Genomic DNA, 24,619 nt, shown 5'->3' on the forward strand with positions numbered 1-24,619 from the left:
GCGCCGCGGCTACCCCATCGGCCGGAAGAGTCCTTCCGGCATGCTCGCGACACGTAACGGGAGGCGGCGACCATGCCGGCGAAGAAGAGTAAGAAGGGCCCCACGAAGGGCAGCGGCGGCAAGGGCCGGCGTTCCCTGGAGGCCAAGAGCGGCACCCTGCCCGCGGAGCAGCGGCACTGGTACGACGGCAAGCAGCGGCACAAGGCCAACAAGCGTGCCGGGCAGACCGGCGGCCCCGCGGCCTCGGACAGCCCCCGCAAGGAGCGCTCGCCCAACCGGCCGGACAACTCCGACCTCCTCATCGGCCGCAACCCGGTGGTGGAGGCCCTGCGCGCGGGCATGCCCGCCACCCGCCTGTTCCTGGCCAACAGCCTGGACCCGGACGACCGCGTCAACGAGGCCGCCAAGCTCGCGGGCGCCCAGGGCGTGGACGTGGTGGAGGTCAACCGCACCGACCTGGACCGCCGCTGTGAGAGCAACGGCCTGCCCGGCGCCACCCACCAGGGCATCGTCCTCCAGGTCCGCCCGTACCAGTACTGGGCGGCCGAGGGGCTGCTCGACAAGGCGCTGGCGTCGGACACCCCGCCGCTGATCGTCGCCCTGGACGGGGTCACGGACCCGCACAACCTGGGCGCCATCGCGCGTTCCGCCGCCGCCTTCGGCGCGCACGGCCTGCTCATCCCGGAGCGCCGTACCGCCAGCGTGACGATGGCCGCGTGGAAGACCTCCGCCGGAACCCTGGCCAAGCTGCCGGTGGCCCAGGCCACCAACCTGACCCGCACGCTGGAGATCTACAAGAAGGCGGGGCTGTTCGTCGCGGGACTGGACGCGGGTGGCGACACCCAGCTGCCCGACCTGGAGCTGGCGACCGGCCCGCTGGTGATCGTCGTGGGCTCCGAGGGCAAGGGTCTGTCCCGCCTGGTCCGCGAGGTCTGCGACGTGGTCGCGAGCATCCCGATCAGCGGCGCCGAGTCCCTGAACGCCTCCGTGGCCGCCGGTGTCTCCCTCTACGAGGTGGCCCGCCGACGCGGAGCCGAGGCCAGCTAGCCGAAGGTCGTATTCGGAAGCCCCTGCCGCCTCGGCAGGGGCTTGATCATGTCACGGTGACGGCTGCCGCTGGGGCGCGCATTCAACGGATCAGTTGCTTCAGGGCAAAGAACGCTCCCCCCAGGGTGCTCACCGCCACCAGAGGTGCGGTCCCGTCGGGTGTGCCGGAGCGCCAAGCGACCCACCACATGATCGCGGCGCAGACCAGGCTCCAGAGTGCTATGACCGCGAATCGTGTGCTGACGTGCACCGACTCAGGCCCTTCTCCGTTGGGTTCGGACTGTGTCGGGTCGGTTCGGGACATGGTCGTGGAACTTTCTCTTGAGTCGTGGGAGTCGGGTGGTTGAGCGCGCGTTGGGCATGCGTCAGATCCTTGCCGACCTGGAGGGGGCTACGCCGCTTCGCGATCGGTTCTGCGCATGACTCGCGCCTGGCCCGGGATCGCTCCCGCCATCTGCACCACGTAGATGATTCTTCTGCCTGCGGGCAGATAGTGGAGGTCGCTGATTCGTTCTTCGATCCAGTCCTCACGGTGCTGACTCGGAAGGACCAGTGCGAGTGCACGAGCAACTCGGCGCAGCAGTGGCAGAGAGTGGCGTGGCGTGCGAGGCGGCACGGTGTCTTCGGCACCGTGCCGATAGGAACGAATCCGCCCGTTGGCGATGTCGTCGAGCATCGCCTCGGCGATCTTGAGGTCATCCGCCGCCGACCTGATCTTGGTAAGCACTTCTTCGCTTCGACCCTGGCGCAGCGATTTGCAGTGGTCCGCGAGGACCGCACAGACACGCTTGCTGTCCTCCATACGTTCCTCCGCTGCGGGTGCCGCGATGGATTCCATGAGAGTGAACGCGGCTTCCAGGGCGCGACAGATGATCCCGGCGGCGTCGAGCCCGAAGGGGTGGACGCGGTAATTGAAGGGGCCGAGAGTCTGGGGGAGGAGTTCGCGCACGGTCTGGAGCAGACCGAGTGTGCGGCGGGCGATCGATCGGGGAGAGCTCTGTTCACCGCGGAGCCGACGAATTCGCTCCTCGTTCATGGGTGGCCGACGTGGGAGGGTCGGTTTCGGGGGGGTATCGGAACTCATGCCTGCGCGGGCCCCTCTTCGGGAGTGCGCAGCTCCCACAGTCTGCGTACGGCCGCGTTCTGCTGGTGTGCTTCCGCCAAGGCCACCCGACTCTCGGCGCAACCGTCCGCCGTGAGTTGGTAGTACTTCCGCCGGGGTCGGCCAGCGTCCGCCTGCTCTTCGGGCGTCTCCCAGCGGCTTGAGACCCAACCACAGGCCAGGAGCCTGGTGAGGATCGGGTAGACGGTGCCTGCGGGAAGTCCGATCTCTTCGCAGAGTTGCAACCCGTACACAGGTTTGTCAGGTGACGTCAACAACTCGCGTAGAACGAGTTGGGTCTGGAGGGTGAGCCTCAGTGGTGGCATAGGAGAACTCTATATAGCCCACCGGCTCCTTGTCTCGTCGATGTCGTTGACACAGTGACCGCTGGGAAGTCCGAGTAGGCCAGTCGGCGCCGGACCCGGTACCATTCTGCTTGGACGTACCGGGGCCAGGCGCCCCGGCGGTCGGCCGACGTAGCTCAATTGGCAGAGCAATCGCCTTGTAAGCGATAGGTTAGGGGTTCAAGTCCCCTCGTCGGCTCTCATACTTCCTCTGGCCCGGTCACCCGACCGGGCCGGAGTCGTTTCCGGGACCGGGGATCACGCAGCTTCCGCGGGTGGGCGCAGTCCCGTGTGCGCGGCGCAGAAGGCGAGGACGTCCGCCTGTAGGTCGAGCGAGCGCGAGAGCGAACGCTGACCGTGCCCCACGTCGGACTCACAGCGCAGGAGCACGGGGCGACGCGGGTCGGGGGGCGAGGCGTGCTGGAGCGCCGCGGTCAGCTTCCGGGTGTGGAGTGAGTCCACCCGTGGATCGACCCGGGGGCAGGTCAGCAGGACCGCCGGGTAGGCGGTCGCCGTTCGGACCCGGTGGTAGGGCGAGTAGCCGAGCAGGGTGGCGAACTCTTCGGGGTCGGCGGCCGTACCGAACTCCTCGGTCCACAGGTGCCCGAGTCCGAAGCGGTGGTAGCGGAGCATGTCGGTGACCGCGTCCGAGACCACGGCGGCGGCGTACGACTCGGGGCTGCTGGTCAGAGCGGCCGCGACCAGCAGTCCGCTGTGCGATCCGCCCCTGATGGCCAGCCGCGCCGGTGTGGTCCACCCCTGGTCGACGAGCCACCGGGCGGCGCTGACGAAGTCGGCGACGGCGTTGGGCTTGTTGCGCCCGCGCCCGGCCTCGTGCCAGGCGGTGCCCTGTTCGCCTCCGCCGCGCACGCTCGCGATCGCGTAGGCACCGCCCGCCCGGACCCAGGCGGTGATGCTCGGCGAGTAGGCGGGAGGGGTGGAGGCGCCGAACCCGCCGTAGGCGGTCAGCAGGGTGGGATACGGCCCCTCCCCGGTGGGTGGGACGACCACTCGCATCCGCACCCGTGTGTCGTCATGGGAGGCGTAGACGACCTCGTGGACGCGGGGACGCGGTTCGGCCCGGGCCGAACCGCGACGTGTCGGCTCGGGTTCGGCGACGCAGCGCCGGGTGCCCAGGTCGAAGCGGTGGACGGTGGGCGGGCTCGTGAAGTCGGTGTAGGTGAACCAGGCCCGCTGCCCGCCTTCGGGAGGCGCGGTGAGCCGGGAGACGCTGCCCGACCCGGGAAGGGTGACGTCACCGAGGAGGGCCCCGTCGGCACCGTGCAGGGAGAGTTCGCTCGATCCGTGCCGGGACCAGGCCAGGAGCAGCCGGGGGACGCGGGACTCGGCGAGCATCGCGCAGTCGGCGAGGACGCGGCCCGGCCGTTCGTCGATCACGGTGCGCCACCGTGTGGAGTGCGGATCGTCCGGGTCGACGGCGCACAGGCGGCCGAACGGGGCGCCGGAGTCGGTGATCGCGTAGATCCGGTCGCCGGAGGCGAAGCGGAGCACCGCGCGGGTGCCGTCCGCGGTGCCGTCGTGTACCAGGACCGGACGGACCGCGCTGGCCGGGTGGGCGTCGCGGACGAGCCACAGGACGTTGCCGGAGGTGGCGCCGGGTGCGGCGCTGAGCATGAGCCACCCGGAGTCCGGGCTGGTCGTGACCGACATCTGGGGCAGGTCGGTGGTGAGGAGTTCGGGGTCCGTGTCCGGGGCCGCGCCGACGCGGTGGAACCGCAGGGACCGGCCCGGTGCGCCCTCCACCCGGTCGGACACGTAGTAGAAGCCCGTCTCATCGGGCGACCAGGCCACCGGGGTGGCACGGCCGGGGGTGATCGGGCCGTCCACGACGCGGCCGTCGGTGACGTCCATGACCCGGAGCCGGGGACGCTCGTCACCCCGGCGTGAGGTCTGGTAGGCCAGCAGGTCTCCGCTGGGGGAGGGGCGCCAGGCGTCCAGTGTGGTCGTCCCGGAGGGGTCCTCCGCCAGCGGGTCCACGAGCGTGCGTTCGGCGCCGTCGCGGTCGCGGACCCTCAGCTCCGGGAGCTGGCGGCCGTGGTGGGCCCGCAGGTCGAAGCGGCGTCCCGAGCGCCAGACGGGCGGGCGTGCGCCGGGGGCGGAGGCTCGTTCCAACAGCGTTCGGAAGGCCGCACGGCCCGGCCACGAGGACCGGTGGTGCTCCAGGAGAGCGGACTGCCGCGCCAACCACTCCGCGCAGTCGGGGTCCTCCCCGTCCTCCAACCAGCGGTAGGGATCGGCGACGTCGCGTCCGTGCAGTCGTTCCTGCGTCGAACCCCGGTACGTGCGGGGGACACCGGTGACCGGCCCCGCATCCGTTGCGTCCACAGGTCCCTCGTCCTTCCCGCGTCGTGGAGAGGGCCCCGTCGAGAGCCCGCCGCCCCCGGACCGTCACCCGGTGCTCAGTCCTGGTCGCCCTCGACCAGTTCCAGGCGCCATCCCTCCACGTCGATGATCTCGTCCGACAGGATGACCGGAAGACCGAGCTGCGTGGGCAGTTCCTCCATGAGAACCTCCAGTTGCTGAGAGATGTCAATTGGGCACTCACGGTAGTTCCCGCTGTTCACGGAGGTAAACCGCGAGTCAACGGGGTGGTGCGCCGAAGTGCCGCCACGGAGACCGGGCACGTCGAGGCCCCCGGACGAGGCGTGCCGGATCCGGTCACCCGAGCAGGGGCGCGAGATAGCCGCCCTCGGCGTCGAGCAGGTCCGTGAGCAGGCGGGCCGGGCGCCGGTCCTCGACACGTTCCTCGGCTCTGTCAGGGGCGAGCCAGATGTCGAGGTCGCGGAGCTGGTCGAGAACCGCGGCGCCGTGGACGAGCGCGCGACCATGGATCGGGTCCATGTGACGGGCGGCGATCCCGACGGCGGCGGCGCCCGCCTCCGAATCAACGCGCTGGCCTTCCTCGGACACTCGGGCCTCGCACACCAGTCGGCACAGGTCGATCTCGACCGGACCGAGCACGGCGAACTCGAAGTCCAGCAGGGCGACGACCTCGTCGTCCCACAGCGCGTTCATCAGGGCGAGGTCGCCGTGGTTGACGGTCTGCTCGACCAGGGGCGCGGCCCGGAAGTAGCCCTCGACGACCTCGTGGAGCCGCGACCGCTGGGCGCGGGACAGCCCCAGCGCCACTTCGGCGCGTCCCGCCGCCGCCGTGGCATCGTCGAGCGACGCCGGAACGAAACCCCCGTGCGAGGCGACGCGCGGCCTGAGAGACGCGCTCGCATCGTGCACGATCCGGGTCCGAGCCCACAGTTGACAGACCGCCCGTCGTTGCTCCGCAGGAGTCAGCGTCGGCCATGCCTCGTGCAGGTTCTGGCCGCGAACCTCCGCGGTCACGATCCAGCCGTGGCCCTCCGTGGTGCCCTCCCCGAGGATCTCGGGGTGCCCGACCTCTCGTGGCAGAGCACGGACGAGCGCGACCTCGCGGGCCATGTCGACCGGTGTGTGCGCGATCCGCACGGCGATACCGTCACCGACCCACGTCGCGTTCGAGTACCCGTTCGCGCGCTGCATGCGCGCGAGTTCGCCGCCATAGCGGGCCGCGACCTCGGCGGCCAGGCCCCGGACGCGGGCGGTGTCGGACGGATCGCGATGCGCGTCGAGCGGATGGATGCTCGCACTGGGCTCCTGCGTCATGCGTGCATCCTCCCAGGGTCGTACGAGTGCTGGTGCGGAGGCGGCTTCGATCCGCTTCGCCCCCCGACCGGGGAGAACAGGATGACGAAGCACCCAGAGTGAGGAGTGCTCGCGGTCGCCGGGGGCCATCCGTGACGCACCGGATGGCGGAGGACCCCCGTGACGTGTCGGCCCGGAGGGGCGCGGGGTCGCCCGGTGCGGAGCGATCCCCCGCCCGTCCAGCCGCCGGAACCGACCGTGCCGGGAACTGGCTTGACCCTGTTCTGGGAACAGGGTGTCTGCTTGGCCCCGACGTGCTGACGTACCGGAGGGGTGGAAGTGGAACATCGTCGACGAGGGGGAAGGCTGATCAGGGCCGGGGCCGGTGCGCTGGCACTGACCGGGGTCCTGGCGGGGTGCGCGACGGAGGAGACGGCGGACTCCGCGCTGGAGGGGTTCCACGCCCAGGAACTCTCCTGGGAGGGGTGCGCCGACTACCCGGACACGGCGGGGGAGGCCGCGCTCCTGGATCTGGCGCCGGGCGCCGAGTGCGCGCGCATGGAGGTGCCGCTCGACTACGAGGACCCCGAGGGGGAGCGCGCCTCGGTGGCGGTGCTGCGGGTGCCCGCGCGGGGTGAGTCGACGGGCTCCTTGGTCTACAACCCCGGCGGTCCGGGGGGTTCCGGGGTCGTGGGCGCGGCCCTGGCCTTCGCGGGGCTCGCGGAGAGCGAGATCACCGAGCGCTTCGACCTCGTCGGGTTCGATCCGCGCGGTGTCGGCGCCACCACGCCCGCGGTGGACTGTTACACCGACGAGGAGGCCGACACCGGGGTCGTGCCGCTGGGGTCGCAGGGCACCACGGTGAGCTTCACCGAGGACGACACCCGGGAGATCATGGAACGGTGCGCCGAGGGCTCCGGGGGTGTGGAGGTCCTCGAACACCTGGGGACCCGGGACACCGCACGGGACATGGACGTGCTGCGGGCGGTCCTGGGCGAGGAGGAGCTGACCTACTTCGGGCAGAGCTACGGCACCCGGCTGGGGGCCGTCTACGCCGAGCAGTTCCCCGACCGGGTGCGCGCGATGGTCCTGGACGGCGCGATGAGCCCGCTGGAGGGCAGCTTCGAGCGGCGGGTCAACGCGTACGCCGGGTTCCAGGCGGCGTTCGACGAGATGGCCGTGGCGTGCGCGGCCGAGGCGGACTGCCCGCTCGGCACGGATCCGGACGAGGCGACCGAGCGGTTCCAGGAGATCGTGCGGCCGTTGCGGGAGGACCCCGTGCCCGCTCTGGAGTCCGAGCTGGACTTCGACGGGGCGGTCGGCGGTGTCATCGCCGGGCTGTACTCGCCGCAGAGCTGGCCCCGGATCATCGACGGGATCGCCGAGGTCCAGGAGGGGCGGGGTGACACCCTGATGCAGCTCATCTACGACTTCGGTCTGCGCGGCCCCGACGGGCGGTGGCCGAACTCGCTGGAGGCCAACCACGCGATCAACTGCATGGACGAGGAGCGCCTGACCCCGGAGCAGGGCGGTGAGCTGCGGGAGGCCACCTACGCTCAGGCGCCGTTCATGGACCCCGGGGTGGACGTGACCGAGGGCGCGCGCGACGGGTGCGAGGCCTGGCCCGCCGAGCCGGATCTCGGATTCCCCTACGCGGAGGACGTCGAGGGACTGCCCGACACGCTGGTGGTGTCGATCACCGGTGACCCCAGCACCCCGCACGCGGGCGGGATCGAGCTGGCGGACACCCTCGGGAGCGCGCTGCTCACCGTCGAGGGCGAGGGGCACGGGATCGTCTCCCTGGGGACCAACGCGTGCGTGGACGAGGCCGCCGCCAGGTACCTGATCGACCTGGAGGTGCCCGAACCGGGCGCGACCTGCACGCTCTGATGCGGTACACCGGAGTGTGAGAGGGGTGTCCATGGGGTGGAGCACGAGTGAGCTCGCCGCGATGGCGGGGACGACGGTGAACACCATCCGTCACTACCACCGGGTCGGCCTGCTCGACCAGCCGGAACGCCGGGCCAACGGCTACAAGCAGTACCAGGCGCGGCACCTGGCGCGGGTCCTCCAGATCCGCCGGTTGCGCGAGCTCGGGGTACCGCTGGCCCGGGTGGACCGGATGGGGCCCGCCGATTCCGCGGACGCCCTGCGGGCCCTGGACGCCGAACTCGAGGCCGGTATCGAGCGCCTGCGTCGGGCACGGGAGGAGGTGGCGGCGCTGCTGCGCGAGGGCACACCGACCGACGTCCCGGCGGGGTTCGAGGGCGTGGCCGAACGGCTGAGCGACGCCGACCGTGCGGTCATCGCGATCTCCAGCAGGTTCTACGACGAGAGTGCGGTGGCGGACCTGCGGAGCATGATCGACGCGGAACCCACCGACCTCGACCACGAGATGAACACCCTGCCGCCGGACGCGAGCGCGGACGCGCGCCAGCGTCTGGCGGAGCGGGTGGCGGTGATCCTGGAGGGGCACCGGAGGAACCACCCCTGGTTGAGCGACCCGGGCTCGCGGCTGACGATGCCCCGGGCCGTGGTCGAGAAGGCCGCGATGATGTCCGTGGCCGACCTCTACAACGAGGCGCAGCGGGACGTCATACGCCGGGCCCTCCTCATCCTGGAGGGGGACCCGGAGTAGGGGCGGGGCGTGTGCGCCCCGCCCCCGTCGGTCAGCCGAGTTCCTTGATCTGCACGTCGCGGAACCACACGTCGGAACCGGTGTGGTGGTTCTGCAGGCCGATCCGTCCGGTCAGGTCCCGGTCGGGGTCGGCGCCCTCGCTGTCGAAGTCGTTGATCAGCGTCCCGTTGAGGTACACCCGCACCCGGTGGTCCTCGACGACGATCTCGTAGGTGTTCCACTCACCGGGCGGGTTGAGGGCCTCGTCACGGGCCTCGATGTCGGCGCCCTGGAAGTTGTAGATGGCGCCGGTGGTGAGGTGGGGCTCGTCGGTGGCGTCGATCTGGACCTCGAAGCCCCGGTTGCGGGCGGCCGGGTCGCCCTGCGGGTCGTTGACCCCGAGGTGCACGCCCGAGTTGTCGTCCCCGCCCATCTTCCAGTCCAGGGTCAGGCTGTAGTCGGTGAACTCCTCCGGATAGCTGGTGAAGCCCAGACCGCCGACGGAGCGCATCGTGCAGTCGCCCTGGGAGACGAAGTCGCCGGGACCGGCCATCTCCCAGTCGGCCAGGCTCTCGGGGGTGCCGTCGAACAGCATCCGGTACCCCTCGTCGGGCGTGGCCGGGGCGCAGGGCTCCTGCTGGACGCGCAGGTGGTCCCAGTTCACGTGCCGGTCGTCGTCCTCACCGGCGGTGACCGTGATCGTGTTGGACCCCTCCCGGAGGTCGAGCTGTTCCACGTGGTCGGCCCAGGCCTGCCAGACCTCGGTGGTCTCGACCGTGATCTGCCCCAGGTCCTCGCCGTTGACGTCCAACGAGATGGTCTTGGGCCCGACGAACGGGTTGGGGCCGCTGGAGTAGCGGAAGGTCACGGGGTGGGTTCCCGCCTCGTCCACGTGGACGTCCCAGGTCAGGGAGGCGCCGATGTTGCTGAAGCCGTCCACGAAGCCCTCGCCGGTGTGGTGCGGGTGCTCGTCGGCGATGCCCGCGCCGCCGCGCAGCGTGCCGTCCTCGGCCTCGTACAGGCCGATCTCGTTGGGCGGCGCCTCGTAGCCGGGGATGCCGTGCACCGTGTACCAGGCCTCGGTGCTCCAGAGCTCGGTGCCGTCGGCGGCCTCGAACGGGCGGGGCGAGCGGACGTGCACCACCCGGTCCTCGCGCAGGCCGCCGATGTCCAGGCTGACCGTGTGCCCGTCGTCGGAGACGGAAGCGCCGGTGACGGGGAGGGTCTCCTGGTTGCGCTTGGGGCCGCCGTACTGCGAGGTCGGGTTGTACGACCACTGGGCCACGTCGTAGCGTTCGGCGGCGTTCTCGACCACATCGTCGGAGACGGGCTTGGTGTAGGTGAGGTCGAACCCGGTCTCGGTGATCTCCATGGACAGGATGTCCATGGCGTCCTCGGAGGCGGGCGTCAGCTTCTGGAGGCCGTAGGGGTGCTTGCCCGGCTGCTCCCAGTTGCCGCCGCCACCGATGCCGCCGACGTAGAAGGCTCCGTCCGGGCCGACGGCCAGGCGGCTGACCCCGGACTCCAGGCCCTGGGTCATCCGGAACACGGCGCCCTGCTTCCTGCCGTCGACCTCCTCCAGGAAGGCCCGCTGGATCCCGCCGTAGGTGACGTCACCGAAGACCGTCTGGCCCTCGAACACCCCGGACTCCACCAGCACCGGGTTGGTGGGGGAGTTGGAGATCTCGTTGTGCGGCAGCCACAGGACGGGCTGGGTGACCGGCTGGTCGTCGAAGGGCCCCGCCGGGGTCGTGTAGTGGTTGTAGAAGGCGCCCTCCTCGATCTCGACGATCTTGGACGCGGGCAGCCAGTCGCCCTGGTTGTCGGCCACGAGGATCCCGCCGTCGGGGCCCCAGCCGATGCCGTTGGGGGTGCGCAGGCCGCCGGCGACGTACTCCACCTCTCCGGTGTCCTTGTCCACCTTGATGGAGGTGCCCCGGTTCTCCACGTGCTGGGGGACCGTGGTCCTGCCGCCGGGGGTGATGGCCACCGACAGGTTCAGGTAGTAGTGGTCGTCGTCGGACAGGAGCCCGAACCCGAACTCGTGGTAGGTCCCGCCGCTCGGCCAGGTGGCGATCTGCTCGGTGTCCTCGTAGAAGCCGTCACCGTCGGCGTCGACCAGTCGGCTCAGCTGGTGCTTCTCCGCGACGATCACCTCGCCGTCCTCGACCAGCACCCCCTGGGGCTCGTTCATGTCGGTCGCGACCACCTCGGTGGTGACGTTCCCGGGGTCGGCGTCCTCCCCGACCGTGCCGTCGACCACCTCGACGGCGCCGTCGAAGCTCTCCCGCCCCGCCCAGGTGGTGATGACCATCCGGCCGTCGTCGAACCAGTCCATGCCGGTGACCTTCGGCTCGAAGCCCTCCGGTCGCAGGTCGGTCAGGGTGTAGTTCGGGTGCACGTCGGCCAGGGGCGCCCCGTCGCCGGGGCTCATACCGGCGTCCGAACACACCTTCACCCCGGGCGAGGTCACCCGGGTCACGTCCGCGTCGGTGGTGAGCACGTCCTCGGGGACGAGCACGAAGCCGTCCTGCCCGGGCGGGCTCCACTCCAGCCGCAGCGCCTTGTCGAAGGCCCCCTGGAAGTAGTCGATGCGCAGGGCGTGCGCGCCCTCGGTGAGCTCGGCCGTCCCGTCGACGGCGGTCGGCGGCTGGCGCTGGTCGTTCTCGATGATCTCCTCGCCGTCGAGGTACAGGCGTGAACCGTCGTCGCTGATCAGGCGGAAGTCGTAGGTCCCGTCCTCGGGGACGTGCAGGTTGCCGATCACGTGCGCCATGAAGTTGTTGGCGATGCCGCCGAACTCCTCCGTGGTCTCGTAGTCGACGGTCTCGCGCAGGACGTCGACGTTGGGGGTCTGCCCCTCGACCAGGGTGCAGATCTGCTCGGGCTCGAAGCCGACGTCGAAGACCCGGAGGGTGACCCCGGGCTCCTGTGGAGGTAGGTCGGCGGGGAAGGCCAGCGCCGGGGCGGCTGGGAGGAAGGCCCCGGCGACCAGGGCGAACCCCAGGGTCGTCGCCAGGGAGCGGCGTGGTCTCAGGAACATGAACAGACTCCCTCGTGCGGGTCGGGTGAGTGCTGAACTCGGTGTGGCCGCGGATGGGGGAGGGGGCCGCGGGCACGGCAGGGGCAGGGCGAAGTGCGCGGGGAAGGGCGCGCCTGCCTGACGGTCGGGCGGGGTGGAACGAGGGGTGGAACGAGGGCGGGGGATGACCGGCGTCCCGGTCATCCCCCGCCTCACTCGGCTGGCTCGGTTCTCTCGTACTTGTCGAGGCGTCCGCACATGCCCCAGGCCGGGACGGCTCCGCCCCGGTGGACGGACGCGGAGACCAGGTGGGAGGTGTCGCCCTCCGCGAGCGCGTCGAGGTGGGCGGCGGTGCGGGCGACCTCGGCGGCCGGACCCTGCTCGAACCGGGTCCGCCAGGCGGGCAGGCGGGCGGAGACCAGGCGCAGGGCGGCGGTGTGGAGGTCGGTCAGTGCGGAGGTGTCGCCGGACTCCAGGCGCTTCCGCAGCAGGGTGAAGCCGGAGACCGCGAGTTCGCGCCGCTCACGGGCCGAGCCCTCGGGGTCGGCGGGGTCGAGGGCGGCCGCCCTCGCGTAGGCGGCCGGGTCGGCCAGGACGTCGGAGGGGAAGGTGAGGACGGCGTCCCCGGCCTCGGGCAGGCCCGCGTTCTGCATGAGGACGATCATGCGCAGGTCGCCGTGGTTGACGAGGCGGTGCACGGTTCCGGGGGTGAACCAGAGGAGGTCGCCCTCGGTGAGCGGTGTGGACGCGAAGCCGGTCATGGTCAGGGTCTGCACGGCACCCGAGCCCCCGGTCACCGCGTACGCCTCGGTACAGGCCAGGTGGAGGTGGGGGGAGCCGCCGCACAGGTCGTCGCTCCCCGGTGCGGCTGGCCAGTCGTAGACGCGCAGTCCGGACAGCCCGATCCCTCCGGGCAGCGCGGGGAGGCCGTGTGGCGGTGTCGGGGCGTCAGGGCTGTTCGGCTGGGGTAACGGGCTCACCACGGCTCCCGGGGCGCAGGGGGGAAAGCGCTTTCTATGCCGAGAAAGTACGTTCGCCTCCCGCCCGTTGTCAAGGTCCCCAAGAGCGCCCGACCGCCGCCTGCGCCGGGCGGGGAACTTCGCCATACTGCTGGGAACGCCTCCCCGGGCGGCGCTGGCGGCGGCGCGGTCGGGAGGCTCCGGAACGGGGGACCAGGGCGGAGATGGCGACCACACTCGCTGACGTGGCGCGGCGGGCCGGGGTGTCACCGGCGACGGTGTCCCGGGTCCTCAACGGCAACTACCCCGTGGCCCGGGCGACGGCCGAACGGGTCCACCGGGCCGTCACCGAGCTGGACTACGTGGTCAACGGCAACGCCCGCGCCCTGGCGGCGGCCAGCTCCGACCTGATCGGCGTCCTGGTGCACGACGTCGCGGACCCGTTCTTCGGGGTCATCGCCAGCGGCATCCAGGGGGCCATGGCCGAGGGCGACGTCCTGGCGGTCGTGTGCAACACCGCGAGCTCCGCCGAACGCGAGCTGCGCTACCTCAGGCTCCTCCGCAGACAGCGGGCCAGGGCCGTGGTGCTCACCGGGGGATCGGTCAACGACCCCGGCCACCGTGACGCCCTCGTCGACCAGGTCACCGAGTTCACCTCCGCCGGATCGCGCGTCGTCCTGTGCGGCCGTCCGCTCCTGACCGGTCGCGACGGAGAACGGTTGCCGGGGGTGGTCGCGGTCGACTTCGACAACCGCGAGGGCGCCCGCGGTCTCACCGCGCACCTGGTCGCCTCGGGACACCGCGCCATCGGGTACCTCACCGGTCCGGAGCACCGCACCACCTCGCGGCTGCGGCTGGACGGCCACCTCCGGGCCTTGGCGGACGCCGGGCTGACGGAGGAGAGCTGTCCCGTCGTGACCTGCGACTTCGACCGCGAGTCCGGGCGGGCCGGGGTGGCGGAGCTGCTGCGTCGCGCACCCGGGCTCACGGCGGTGGTCGCGGGGAACGACAACGCGGCGCTCGGCGCCCTCGCGGAACTCCGCTCGCGCGGGCTGGACGTTCCCGGGGACGTCTCGGTGGCCGGGTTCGACGACCTCCCGTTCAGCCGCGACGCCGTTCCCGCGCTGACCACCGTCCGCATTCCGCTGGCCGACGCGGGCCGCACCAGCGGCCTGCTCGCGCTGGGCGCCCGCGAGGATCCGCCCGGCGCGGTCCTGACCGTGCGCACCGAGCTGGTCGTGCGCGACTCCACCGGACCGGCCCCCGGATGAGCCCCCGCTGAGGGGGCGATGCCGCCCGCGGGCCCCGCACTGGGCCCCGCACTGGGCCCCACGGGGTCCGGGTGGGGCCGCGTGCCGGGAGGAACCTGGCGCGCGAAAGGTCGAACGCCTGGTCAGGGTTGCCGGAGGCGGGGAGGGCTCCCGGTCGGGTGCGGTGCGGGCCGTCCGGCCGGCTCACCTCGCGAGCGGTGGGCAGGAGTCGCGCAGGATGACCTGGCCCGGCACGCAGACGTCCTCGGTGAGCGGGGCCGTGGGGTCCAGGGCGAGGTCGGCGGCCTGGCGCCCTATGGCGGCGAGCGGGAAGCGCACGGTCGTGAGCTGGGGGGTGACGTCGGCGGCGGTCTCGATGTCGTTGAACCCCGTGACGGCGACGTCGCGGCCCGGCTGGATGCCGTTGTCGCGCAGGGCGGTCATCGCGCCGACCGCCATGAAGTCGTTGCCCGCGCACAACACGTCCACCTCCCTGATCCGGCCGGACCGGATGAGCCGGAGGGTGGCCCGGTAGCCGCCGGAGCGGTCGAAGGAGTCGTTCTCGACCACGGAGATCCCGCCGCCCCGGGTCGCGAGTCCCTGCCGCAGGCCCTCCGTCCGCTCGGCCACGGTCTCCAGGGACCCCGCGCCCGTGACCATCGCGGCGTCGCGGTACCCGATCCCGGCGATCGCGGTGCCGAGCTCCCTGGCCCCGGCGGTGTTGGCGGGGTGCACGGCGCCGAGGCCGCCCACCGACTGGCTCAGGAAGAGGGTCCGCCCGCCGCCGTCCGCGAATCCCCGCAGCTCCGCGAGGAGCGCGTCGGTGTGGGGGTTGCCCGCGATGCGGCTGCCGCCCACGAGGATGGCGCGCGGCCGCTGGCCCCGGATCGTGCGCACGGAGGTGAGCTCTCGTTCGCTGTCGCGCGCCGTGATGGCGATGGTCACGATCACCCCGTGGGCGCGGGCGGAGTCCGCGACCCCGGCGGCCAGGGCGGAGAAGTACGGGTCGTCGATACTGCTGACGAGCAGGGCCAGCACCGGGGCGCTGCCCCGGGCCATGGCCTGCGCGGACAGGTCCGTCCGGTAGTCGAGTTCGCGGGCGGCGCTCAGGACCCGCTCGCGGTGTTCGCGGCCGACCTTGCGGTCGCTGTCGTTGAGTACCCGGGAGGCCGTCGCCAGGGACACACCGGCCCTCGCGGCCACGTCGGTGAGGGTCGGGTTTCCGCTGGATGCCCTGGTCCTCGTCTTGCGCATTTTCCGTCCCGTCCCTCGTGGGGGCATTGACACCCCACCTACGCGAACTTAATATTCCGGAAACGGGAAAGCGCTATCCCGCTTCCGGATCGTCTGGGTAAGCGCTTTCCATCATAGCCGAGGCTTCTTCCGCCATCCCCCGAAGTGCGACACGAGGTCCGTATGACTCCACAGACTCAGTCCGCCCCAGCCCCCTCGCCCACGCAGGCCTCCGCGGGGACGCGCCGTGGACGTCGCCCCTCGATCGGGGCGGCGGCGGTCTACCCCGCCACGTTCCTCGCCCTGCTGGTGGTGGCCTGGTTCGCGGTCACGACCACGGGCCTGGTCCAGCCCTACGTCATCCCGTCGCCCGTCGACACCTGGAAAGCGTTTACCGACAACCCCGAGTACCTCTGGAGCCACACGCTCGTCACCACGGGGGAGACCGTCGCCGGGTTCGTCATCGCGTCGGTGGTCGGCGTCCTCGTCGCGGTGCTGATGGTCTACTCGCCCACTCTGGAGAAGACCTTCTACCCGCTGATCCTCTTCGCCCAGGTCATCCCGAAGATCGCGATCGCGCCGCTGTTCGTCGTGTGGCTGGGGTTCGGCGCCAGCCCGAAGATCCTCGTGGCCGTGCTCATGGCCTTCTTCCCGGTGGTGATCTCCGGGATCAGCGGTCTGCGCTCGGTCGACCCCGAACTCCTCGAACTCACCTCCACCATGGGCGCGTCCCGGCTCAAGACGTTCTGGAAGGTCAGGTTCCCGGCCGCCCTGCCCGAGCTGCTGTCCGGCCTCAAGATCGCCGCGACCCTCGCCGTCACCGGCGCCGTCGTGGGCGAGTTCGTGGGCGCCAACTCCGGCCTGGGCTTCGTGATCCTCCAGGCCAACGGCAACATCGACACCGCCATGCTCTTCGCCGCGCTGATCATCATGTCCGCGCTGGGCGTCCTGCTGTTCGCGATCATCCAGGTCGCGGAGACGCTCCTCATCCCCTGGCACGCCACGCGCCGCAACCGGGGCTGAACCCCCGAACCCGACCCGCGCCCGCGCCGCTCACGGGCCCGTCGCCCGCACACCCCTCCGCACACCCGAAAGCCCGGACCCCCGGGCCACCCAGGCTCCACGCCTGCCCAGCAGCTCCCGGAACTCCCGAAGGACCCCTCATGGCCACCCGACCCTCCCGCACCACGCGGTACGGCACCACCTCGCGTCCGGCCCTGACCGCCCTCGCCGCCGGGGCGAGCGCCCTGGCCCTCGTCGCCTGCGGCGGGGACGGCGAGACGGCCGGATCCGGCGACACCGACGCCGTGACGCTGCAGCTCAACTGGTACCCCTACGGCGAACACGCCCCCTTCTACTACGGCGTGGAGGAGGGGATCTTCGAGGAACACGGGATCGATCTCACGATCGAGGCCGGGCAGGGTTCGGCCCGGACCGTGCAGGCCGTCGGCCAGCAGGACTTCGACTTCGGCTGGGCGGACACCCCCGCGCTGCTCGCCAACGTGGACGAGGGCGTGGACGTGCGCTCCGTGGCCGTCTACCTCCAGTCCACGCCCGCCGCCGTGCAGTACTTCTCCGAGACCGGCATCTCCGGGCCCGACGACCTCAGGGGCAGGACCATCGCGGTCTCCGCCGGAGACGCGGTCACCCTCACCTTCCCCCTGTACCTGGAGGCGGTGGGCCTCTCCGAGGACGACGTCGAGCAGCAGAACCTGGACTCGGCGGGCAAGAACGCGGCCCTCATCTCCGGCCAGGTGGACGCCCTGATCGGCTTCGGCCACGACCAGGGACCCAAGATCTCCGCCGAGAGCGGCAAGGAGGTCGACTACCTCCGCTACTCCGACGCCGGGCTGAGCTTCTTCAGCAACGGGCTGCTCGCCCACAGCTCCACGATCGCGGACGACCCCGACCTGGTCCAGCGCATGGTCGCGGCGACCACGGCGGCCTTCACCGCCGCCCAGGAGTCGCCGGAGGACGCGGTCGCCTCCATGGAGGGGCAGAACCCGCAGATGCCCAGCGGCGAGGTGCTCCTGGAGCAGTGGCAGGGGACCGTCGAACTCCTCCACACCCAGAACAGCGAGGGCCTGGAGCCCGGCCACACCTCGGAGGAGGACTGGCGGGAGACCATCGAGGTCCTCGCGGAGGCCGGGCTGATCAACGAGGCCAAGGAGACCGGAACCTACTTCGACGCCTCCTTCACCACGGAAGGACAGTGAGCATGTTCGCCAGGACAGCCGACCGCGCCCAGGACGGCGCCGGGGCCGGACCGCCCCGCGAACCGGGCCCGATGGTCGACATCCACGGGGTCGACGTCACCTTCCGGACCAAGGACCGCACGGTGCACGCGCTCAGCGGCATCGACCTCACCATCCAGCACGGCGAGTTCCTCAGCATCGCGGGCCCGTCCGGATGCGGGAAGTCCACCCTCCTACGGGTGATCGCCGGGCTCACCGCGACCAGCGCGGGCGGGGTGACGCTGCGCGGGACGCCCGTGGAGGGGCCCCGCCGCGACGTCGGGTTCGTCTTCCAGCGGGCGGCGCTCCTGGACTGGCGCAACGCCCGCGACAACATCCTCTTCCAGGCGGAGATGCGCGGGCTGCCCAAGGCGTGGGCGCGCGAACGCACCGACGAGCTCATGGAGATGACCGGCCTGACCGGCTTCGAGAAGGCCATGCCCTTCGAGCTGTCCGGCGGCATGCAGCAGCGCGTCTCCCTGTGCCGTGCCCTCCTGCACGAACCCGACGTGCTGCTCATGGACGAGCCCTTCGGCGCCCTCGACGCGCTGACCAGGGAGAACATGAACGTGGAACTCCGCCGGATCTGGGAGGCCACCGGCATGACGGTGGTGCTGGTGACCCACTCGGTGGCCGAGGCCGTGTACCTGGCCTCCCGCTCCGTGGTCATGGGGCCGCGCCCCGGCCGCGTGATCGAGGAGTTCGACATCGCCATCCCCGGCCACCGCGAGTACGAACCCACCCTGGAGAACCCCGAGTTCCAGCGCGTGACCGCCCGGATCCGCGAACTCCTGGGCTCCACCGCCACCGCCGACTGACCCCGAGCCACGGTCGACCGACCGCAACTGGACAGGACCTGCACGACATGACGACACAGACGATCGGGATCATCCTCAACGGTGTCACCGGCCGCATGGGCTACCGCCAGCACCTGGTGCGGTCCATCCTGGCCATCCGGGACGAGGGCGGGCTCGCCCTGCCCGACGGCTCCCGGGTACCGATCCGCCCCGTCCTCGTAGGGCGCGACAAGGAGAAGCTCGACCGCATCGCCCTGCGGCACGGCGTCGACGAGTACACCACGGACCTCGACGCGGCGCTGTCCGACGACGGGCTGGACGTCTACGCCGACTTCCTGCTCACCAGCGCCCGGGTCCCCGCCCTGCGCAGGGCCATCGCGGCGGGGAAGGCGATCTACAGCGAGAAGCCGACCGCCGAGACCCACGCGGAGGCCGAGGAGCTGGCCCGTGAGGTGGAGCGCGTGGGCCTGCACAACGGCGTGGTGCACGACAAGCTGTACCTGCCGGGGCTGCTGAAGCTGAGGCGGCTGGTCGAGTCCGGCTTCTTCGGCCGCGTCCTCTCGGTGCGCGGGGAGTTCGGCTACTGGGTGTTCGAGGGCGGGTGGCAGCCCGCCCAGCGCCCCAGCTGGAACTACCGCAAGGAGGACGGCGGCGGGATCGTGGTGGACATGTTCCCGCACTGGAACTACGTCTTCGAGCACCTCTTCGGGCCGGTGCGCTCGGTGTACGCGCACACTGCCACGCACATCCCGGAGCGGGTCGACGAGCACGGAGCCGCCTACACCGCGACCGCCGACGACGCCGCGTACGCGATCTTCGAGGTGGGCGAGGGCACCGTGGTCCAGATGAACTCCAGCTGGTGCGTGCGGGTGGACCGCGACGAACTGGTGGAGTTCCAGGTGGACGGCACGCACGGCTCCGCGGTGGTGGGGCTGTTCAACGGGCGGGTGCAGACCCGTGAGACCACGCCCCGCCCGGTGTGGAACCCCGACCTCGCGGACGCCCACGACTACCGGGCGGACTGGAGCCGCGTGCCCGACAACGCGGAGTTCGGCAACGGCTTCCGCGCGCAGTGGGAGGAGTACCTGCGCGACCTCGTGGCGGGACGGCCGCACCGGTTCGACTTCGCGTCGGCCGCGCGCGGGGTGCTGCTCGCTGAGCGGGGCCTGGAGTCCGCCGCCACGGGCCGCCGGATCGCGCTCGGCGGGGACGCGGAGGCGCGGTCATGACGGGTGCCCCGAACCCGGCGGATCCGTCGGCCGAGTCGGTGGACCCGGCGGACCCGCCCCGGGTGCTGCTGCCGCGCGCCTCGGGCCGCGTCGACCGACTGACCCTCGCGGCCGCGCCGGAGCCGGTCGCCCCGCGCGGACACCACCGGGTGCGGTCGGTCTACGCCGCCGCCCACGTGGTGCCCGTGCCCTGGGGAGCCAACGTGCCCGGCGCCCCCGCCGAGGTGGACTGGGATTCCACCCTGGGGTTCCGACGACGGGTGTGGGGGCTGGGCCTCGGCGTAGCGGAGGCGATGGACACCGCCCAGCGGAACATGGGACTCGACTACGCCGCCACCCGTGAACTGGTGGAACGCACGGCGCGCGCCGCCACGGAGTTCGGTCGGGAGCACGGGGTGCCCACCCGCGACCTCGTCGTCTCGGGGGTCAACACCGACCAGCTCCCGGACGCCCCGGTCAGTCTCGCCGGGGTGGTAAGCGCTTACCGGTCGCAGCTCGAACACGTGGAGTCCACCGGCTCCGGGGTCGTGCTCATGGCCAGCAGGCACCTGGCGGCGGCCGCCCGCGACGCCGCCGACTACGCGAAGGTCTACGCGGAGGTGCTCGGGGCCGCGCGGACCCCGGTGGTCCTGCACTGGCTGGGCGAGGCCTTCGACGCCCGCCTGTCCGGGTACTTCGGGTCACGGGACACGGCCGAGGCCATGGACACCGTGGTGGGCCTCATCGAGGACCACGCGGACATGATCGCCGGGATCAAGCTCTCCTTGCTCGACGCGGCGGCCGAGCGCTCCCTGCGCTCCCGGCTGCCGGACGGGGTGCGCATGTACACGGGCGACGACTACAACTACGTGGACCTGATCCTCGGTGACGGCGAACACCACTCCGACGCCCTGCTGGGCGCGTTCGCCGCCGTCACCCCGCAGGCGTCGGCGGCGCTGACCGCGCTGGAGTCCGGAGACACCGCCGCCTACCGGCGGGTGCTCGGACCCACCGAGGAACTGTCCCGGCAGGTCTTCGCGCCGCCCACCCAGTACTACAAGACGGGGGTGGCCTTCCTTGCCTGGCTCAACGGGCTCCAGCCGGGGTGGTCGATGGTGGGCGGGCTGCACTCGGCCCGGAGCCTGCCGCACCTGTCCCGGGTGATCGAACTGGCCGACGCGTGCGGTGCGCTCGCGGACCCCGCGCTCGCCGCGCGGAGGTGGCGGAACCTGCTGATGACACACGGTGTGACCGAGGAGAGGGAGGCGCGGACGTGAGTGCCGTTCGGACGGGCTCGGAGCGGTTCTCGCTCAACCAGGCCACCATCAAGCGGGCCGACCTGGCGGCCACGATCGACCACGCCGTGGCCGCCGGGGTCGGGGCGGTGGGACTGTGGCGCGACCGGGTCGCGGAGACGGGCCTGGCCGAGGCCGCCGCCCGCCTGACCGACTCCGGGCTGCGCTTCTCCAGCCTGTGCCGGGGCGGGTTCGTCACGGATCCGGGCACCGCCGACGAACAGTGGAGGGAGAACCTCCGGGCGCTGGACGAGACCGCCGCGCTGGCCGAGGCCGGGGCCCCGGGGTCGGCCCCGGTGCTCGTGCTGGTCGTCGGCGGGCTGCCGCCAGGGGACCGCGACCTCGCGGCGGCCCGTGAGCGGGTCCGGGCGGCGCTGCACCGCCTCGAACCGGAGGCCCGGGCCCGTGGGGTGCGCCTGGGCGTCGAACCGATGCACCCCATGTTCTGCGCCGACCGCGCGGTGGTCTCCACCCTCGGGCAGGCCCTCGACCTGGTCGGCGACCTCGACCCGGAGACGGTCGGAGTGGTCGTGGACACCTACCACGTGTGGTGGGACCCGCAGGTGCTGCCGATGATCGCGCGTGCCGGGGCGGAGGGCCGGATCGTCTCCTACCAGGTGTGCGACTGGCTCACCCCGCTGCCCGAGGGTGCGCTCCTGGGGCGGGGGCTGCCGGGCGAGGGGCACGTCGACTTCGCGTCCCTGACCCGCGCGGTGGAGGCGACCGGGTACCGGGGGGACGTCGAGATCGAGGTGTTCCACCAGCGGGTGTGGGACGCGCCATTCGCGGACGTGGTCCGGGACTGCGTCCGCGCCTTCGGTGAGGTCATCGCCCCCCACCTCGCCCAGCCCGCCTTGCGGACCTGACCCGTCCGGCGCCGACCTCCCGGGGGTCGGCGCCGGACCCCGCCGACCCCCGCGTCACCCTCCCCGGCGAGCACACTCCGTCACCCCCCGAAGGAGCAGCGACGATGCGAGGCGCCGATCCCGTGTCCCCCCGCCCGAGACCAGCCGGACCACCCGTGCCGAGGACCGCGGCGGCGGCCACCGCCTGCGTGCTCCTCGCCTCCCTCATGTCGGCGGCACCCGTCACGGCGTCGGAGGGCCCCACCACCCGTCCGCCCGACGCGGCGGCCGACGGCTTCCGGCCCCTGGCGGTCTTCGACGACTACGCCAACGGCAGCCTGCGCGGCCAAGGCCCCTGGCACGTCAACACCCCCGGAGCCCCGGACGGCGCGGTGGTCTCCGAGGAGGCACCGGCCTCGCTCTCCGGCAAGGCGCTGAGCATCCTGCTGTCCGAACGCCCCGAGCCGGTCCGGTACCGGGGCAACGCCTACGCCGAACTTGGTGACCTGGCCCTGGAGGCGGACGCCACCGGCACCGTCTTCTGGGAGTTCGTCGCGGACGACCTCGCGGCCACCGGGCTCGACATCGGGCTGAGCGCCAACCCCACGCCGGGGCTGGGCGCCGACACCACGGGCCACCCCTTCGACCCGGACGACTTCGGCCCGCACGTCACCCTGGACGAACGCGGCCTCGTGGCACGGGACGGGGACGGGGAACAGGTCCTCGACACCGAGATCGCGGACGGTGAGCGCCACGCGGTGTGGCTGGTCGTGGACAACGCGGCCGACACCTACCGGGTGCACGTCGCGGACGCGGGCGGCGAACCCGCGCCGGCCCGGGGCCCGGACGGCGACACCGAGTTCGCCTTCCGCACCGCGGGGGAGGGCCCGCTCCTCACGTTCCTCCTGCTCAACGACGCCGACGAGCCGCCCTCGGGCGACACCCACCTCGACAACGTCCACCTGGCCCCCGAGACGGACTCCACGGCCAACCCCGCGCCGGAGTACGCCGAGGTGGTCGACTTCGACGACTACGACGCGGCGGCGCTCGACGGCCAGGACGGCTGGCGCGCCGACGCCGACGCGCGGGTCGTGCCCGACCCCACGCGGCCCTCGGAGGACCGCCGGGTCCTGGAGATGACCGGCGACGGCCTGGCCGCCGACCGGGCGGTGCCGGAGATCGCGGACGGGGCGACCGGAACGCTGTTCTTCCGCATGCACCGGGACGCCGATCTGGACACCTCCCTGGGCCTCACCGAGGTGGCGGCCCCGAGCGGCTTCGACGACATGCGGGCGCAGGCCAACAGCCAGAACTCCGACGTGCTCAACGTCCGGGACGGCGACACCTTCGCCGAGGCCGGATCCTGGCCGTCCGGTGCCTGGCAGTGCGTCTGGATGGTGGTGGACAACGGCGCCGACACCGTGCGCGCCTACAGCAGGGGCGGCCCGTACCGCACCACGACCCGGCTGCCCGTGGGGGAGGAGACGGAGTTCGCCCTCCGCGAGTCGGTCGAGGACGGACTGGACCGGTTCTTCGCCCTCAACGGGGCGGACAGCGCCGGACGCCTGCTCGTGGACGACGTGGCCGTGGACCCGCACAGCGCGAACCTGCGCGTGCCCAGCGGCGACGCGGGCGACTGCGAGGTCGTGGACGACGGCGAGGGGCCGGTGGAGACGCCGATCCCCGAGACCCCGCTGCCCTCCGGGGTCACCCTCCAGGTGGAGGAGCTCACCCGGCTGCCCGAGACCGACGGCGACGGCGGCGCGCGGATCAACTTCGTCTCCGAGGTCCCCGGGCCGGACGGCGGATCGGGGCGCCTGGCCGTCCCCGACCTCAACGGCCCGCTCTACCTGGTGGACGAGGAGACCGGCGCGGCCACCGAGTACCTGAACGCCTGGGACGAGTTCCCCGACTTCGTCATCCGGCCCTCACTCGGCACCGGGCTGGGCTTCGCCGCCTTCCACCCCGGGTTCGCGGAGAACGGCCGCCTCTACACCGTGCACACCGAGGCCGGAGCGGCCCTGGAGACCCGGACGCCCACGCACGCGCCGCCCGAGGACACCCGGGTGCACGGCGTCGTCACGGAGTGGACCGCCGACGACCCGGCCGCCGACGTCTTCTCCGGTGAACGCCGCGAGGTCCTGCGGATCGGGTACAGCCGGTTCCTGCACGGGATGCAGCAGATCGGCTTCGACCCGACCGCCGCGCCGGGCGACCCCGACCACGGGCTGCTCTACGTGGCCTCCGGGGACGGGGACGAGGTGCCCGACTTCAGCCCGAACCCGCTGGACCCCGGCCAGCCCCAGGGGAAGGTCCTGCGGATCGACCCCGAGGGGGACGACGGTCCCGGCGGCGCCTACGGCATCCCGGGCGACAACCCGTTCGCGGACGACCCCGACGCCCTGGGCGAGGTCTACGGCCTGGGTATGCGCAACCCGCACCGGTTCACCTGGGACCCGGAGGACGGGCGGATGTTCGTCGGGATGATCGGTGAACAGTCCATCGACTCCGTCTACGAACTCAGGCCGGGAGACGACTTCGGGTGGAACGAGCGGGAGGGCGGGTTCCGCTTCGACCGGTCCGACCCGTCCAACGTCTACCCGCTGCCGGAGGACGACGCGGAGTACGGCTACACCTATCCCGTGGTGTCCCTGGGCCGGAACTCCGGGGTGTCGCTGGTCGGCGGGTTCGTCCCGAGGGGCGGCCCGTACCCGGCCCTGGAGGGCCGGTACCTCTTCGGTGACATCGTCAGCGGCGAGATCCGGTTCGCGGACACCGCCGACATGGCGCGGGGAGGCGACCGGGCTCCGTTCTACCGGGTGGGTCTGGTGGACGCGGCCGGTCAGCCCACGGACATGCGGGAACTGGCGGGCGACTCCCGGGTGGACCTGCGGTTCGGGCAGGACGCGGAGGGCGGCCTGTACCTGCTGTCCAAGGCCAACGGGAAGGTCTGGCGGATCACCGCCGCCACCGAGGAGTAGGCGGACCCCGCCGCTCCCCCCGGTACCGACCCCTCCGGCCCGACCTGCA

18 protein-coding genes and 1 tRNA gene are annotated in these 24,619 nt (G+C 72.1%); 12 read left to right on the forward strand and 7 right to left on the reverse strand.

Annotated features, from left to right (window positions below; translation table 11 throughout):
• The first annotated feature begins 72 nt into the window (after nucleotides 1-72).
• A complete protein-coding gene (gene rlmB, locus AC0VYL_RS02350) occupies nucleotides 73-1,047 on the forward strand; it encodes a 23S rRNA (guanosine(2251)-2'-O)-methyltransferase RlmB (RefSeq protein ID WP_475482176.1) in 975 nt (324 codons plus the stop codon).
• Nucleotides 1,048-1,438: 391 nt separating this feature from the next.
• On the opposite strand, the gene AC0VYL_RS02355 is transcribed toward rlmB, so the two are convergent.
• Both AC0VYL_RS02355 and AC0VYL_RS02360 read right to left on the reverse strand, forming a co-directional pair.
• Nucleotides 1,439-1,996 carry a hypothetical protein gene (locus AC0VYL_RS02355; RefSeq protein ID WP_475458625.1) on the reverse strand — a complete coding sequence of 186 codons (558 nt, stop codon included), beginning with the start codon at nucleotides 1,994-1,996 and terminating at the stop codon, nucleotides 1,439-1,441.
• Nucleotides 1,997-2,127: 131 nt separating this feature from the next.
• The gene (locus AC0VYL_RS02360; protein WP_475458627.1) at nucleotides 2,128-2,475 is read right to left on the reverse strand and encodes a PadR family transcriptional regulator; all 348 of its coding nucleotides are present in this window, start codon (nucleotides 2,473-2,475) and stop codon (nucleotides 2,128-2,130) included.
• 144 nt (nucleotides 2,476-2,619) lie between these two features.
• On the opposite strand from AC0VYL_RS02360, the gene AC0VYL_RS02365 reads away from it, so the two are divergent.
• Nucleotides 2,620-2,692 (forward strand) — tRNA-Thr (locus AC0VYL_RS02365).
• 59 nt (nucleotides 2,693-2,751) lie between these two features.
• On the opposite strand, the gene AC0VYL_RS02370 is transcribed toward AC0VYL_RS02365, so the two are convergent.
• A complete protein-coding gene (locus tag AC0VYL_RS02370) occupies nucleotides 2,752-4,839 on the reverse strand; it encodes a prolyl oligopeptidase family serine peptidase (RefSeq protein WP_475482177.1) in 2,088 nt (695 codons plus the stop codon).
• Nucleotides 4,840-5,172: 333 nt separating this feature from the next.
• Nucleotides 5,173-6,150 carry a phosphotransferase family protein gene (locus tag AC0VYL_RS02375; RefSeq protein WP_475482178.1) on the reverse strand — a complete coding sequence of 326 codons (978 nt, stop codon included), beginning with the start codon at nucleotides 6,148-6,150 and terminating at the stop codon, nucleotides 5,173-5,175.
• Between the two features lie 318 nt (nucleotides 6,151-6,468).
• Between AC0VYL_RS02375 and AC0VYL_RS02380 the strand changes: the two genes are divergently transcribed.
• Nucleotides 6,469-8,019 carry an alpha/beta hydrolase gene (locus AC0VYL_RS02380; protein WP_475482179.1) on the forward strand — a complete coding sequence of 517 codons (1,551 nt, stop codon included), beginning with the start codon at nucleotides 6,469-6,471 and terminating at the stop codon, nucleotides 8,017-8,019.
• Between the two features lie 31 nt (nucleotides 8,020-8,050).
• Nucleotides 8,051-8,767 (forward strand): MerR family transcriptional regulator, encoded by a 717-nt coding sequence (locus tag AC0VYL_RS02385; protein ID WP_475482180.1) that lies wholly within the window; start codon nucleotides 8,051-8,053, stop codon nucleotides 8,765-8,767.
• Between the two features lie 31 nt (nucleotides 8,768-8,798).
• Here the strand turns inward: AC0VYL_RS02385 and AC0VYL_RS02390 are convergent, their stop codons facing one another.
• Together AC0VYL_RS02390 and AC0VYL_RS02395 are read right to left on the reverse strand one after the other, a co-directional pair.
• Nucleotides 8,799-11,789: a 3-keto-alpha-glucoside-1,2-lyase-like domain-containing protein gene (locus tag AC0VYL_RS02390; protein ID WP_475482181.1), complete on the reverse strand. Its 2,991-nt coding sequence runs from the start codon at nucleotides 11,787-11,789 to the stop codon at nucleotides 8,799-8,801.
• A 191-nt stretch (nucleotides 11,790-11,980) separates the two neighbouring features.
• Nucleotides 11,981-12,748 (reverse strand): cupin domain-containing protein, encoded by a 768-nt coding sequence (locus AC0VYL_RS02395; RefSeq protein WP_475482182.1) that lies wholly within the window; start codon nucleotides 12,746-12,748, stop codon nucleotides 11,981-11,983.
• 203 nt (nucleotides 12,749-12,951) lie between these two features.
• On the opposite strand from AC0VYL_RS02395, the gene AC0VYL_RS02400 reads away from it, so the two are divergent.
• Nucleotides 12,952-13,998: a LacI family DNA-binding transcriptional regulator gene (locus AC0VYL_RS02400; RefSeq protein WP_475482183.1), complete on the forward strand. Its 1,047-nt coding sequence runs from the start codon at nucleotides 12,952-12,954 to the stop codon at nucleotides 13,996-13,998.
• 183 nt (nucleotides 13,999-14,181) lie between these two features.
• Here the strand turns inward: AC0VYL_RS02400 and AC0VYL_RS02405 are convergent, their stop codons facing one another.
• The gene (locus tag AC0VYL_RS02405) at nucleotides 14,182-15,231 is read right to left on the reverse strand and encodes a LacI family DNA-binding transcriptional regulator (protein ID WP_475458645.1); all 1,050 of its coding nucleotides are present in this window, start codon (nucleotides 15,229-15,231) and stop codon (nucleotides 14,182-14,184) included.
• 162 nt (nucleotides 15,232-15,393) lie between these two features.
• On the opposite strand from AC0VYL_RS02405, the gene AC0VYL_RS02410 reads away from it, so the two are divergent.
• The 7 genes from AC0VYL_RS02410 (at nucleotide 15,394) to AC0VYL_RS02440 (ending at nucleotide 24,570) form a co-directional block, all read left to right on the forward strand.
• On the forward strand, nucleotides 15,394-16,233 hold the full coding sequence (locus AC0VYL_RS02410) for an ABC transporter permease (RefSeq protein ID WP_475458647.1): 840 nt from the start codon (nucleotides 15,394-15,396) through the stop codon (nucleotides 16,231-16,233).
• Between the two features lie 140 nt (nucleotides 16,234-16,373).
• A complete protein-coding gene (locus AC0VYL_RS02415; protein WP_475482184.1) occupies nucleotides 16,374-17,426 on the forward strand; it encodes an ABC transporter substrate-binding protein in 1,053 nt (350 codons plus the stop codon).
• Between the two features lie 2 nt (nucleotides 17,427-17,428).
• On the forward strand, nucleotides 17,429-18,262 hold the full coding sequence (locus tag AC0VYL_RS02420; protein WP_475458652.1) for an ABC transporter ATP-binding protein: 834 nt from the start codon (nucleotides 17,429-17,431) through the stop codon (nucleotides 18,260-18,262).
• Between the two features lie 47 nt (nucleotides 18,263-18,309).
• Entirely contained in the window at nucleotides 18,310-19,470 is a 1,161-nt protein-coding gene (locus tag AC0VYL_RS02425) for a Gfo/Idh/MocA family protein (RefSeq protein ID WP_475482185.1), read from the forward strand.
• Nucleotides 19,467-20,726, forward strand: a complete 1,260-nt coding sequence (locus AC0VYL_RS02430; RefSeq protein ID WP_475458656.1) for a dihydrodipicolinate synthase family protein — start codon at nucleotides 19,467-19,469, stop codon at nucleotides 20,724-20,726. Before AC0VYL_RS02425 ends, AC0VYL_RS02430 begins: the two co-directional genes overlap by 4 nt.
• Nucleotides 20,723-21,610: a sugar phosphate isomerase/epimerase family protein gene (locus AC0VYL_RS02435; RefSeq protein ID WP_475482186.1), complete on the forward strand. Its 888-nt coding sequence runs from the start codon at nucleotides 20,723-20,725 to the stop codon at nucleotides 21,608-21,610. The genes AC0VYL_RS02430 and AC0VYL_RS02435 overlap by 4 nt, the downstream gene beginning before the upstream one ends.
• 155 nt (nucleotides 21,611-21,765) lie before the next feature.
• Nucleotides 21,766-24,570 carry a PQQ-dependent sugar dehydrogenase gene (locus tag AC0VYL_RS02440; RefSeq protein ID WP_475482187.1) on the forward strand — a complete coding sequence of 935 codons (2,805 nt, stop codon included), beginning with the start codon at nucleotides 21,766-21,768 and terminating at the stop codon, nucleotides 24,568-24,570.
• Nucleotides 24,571-24,619 lie beyond the last annotated feature (49 nt).

This window comes from Nocardiopsis sp. iso_238 (assembly GCF_056173325.1).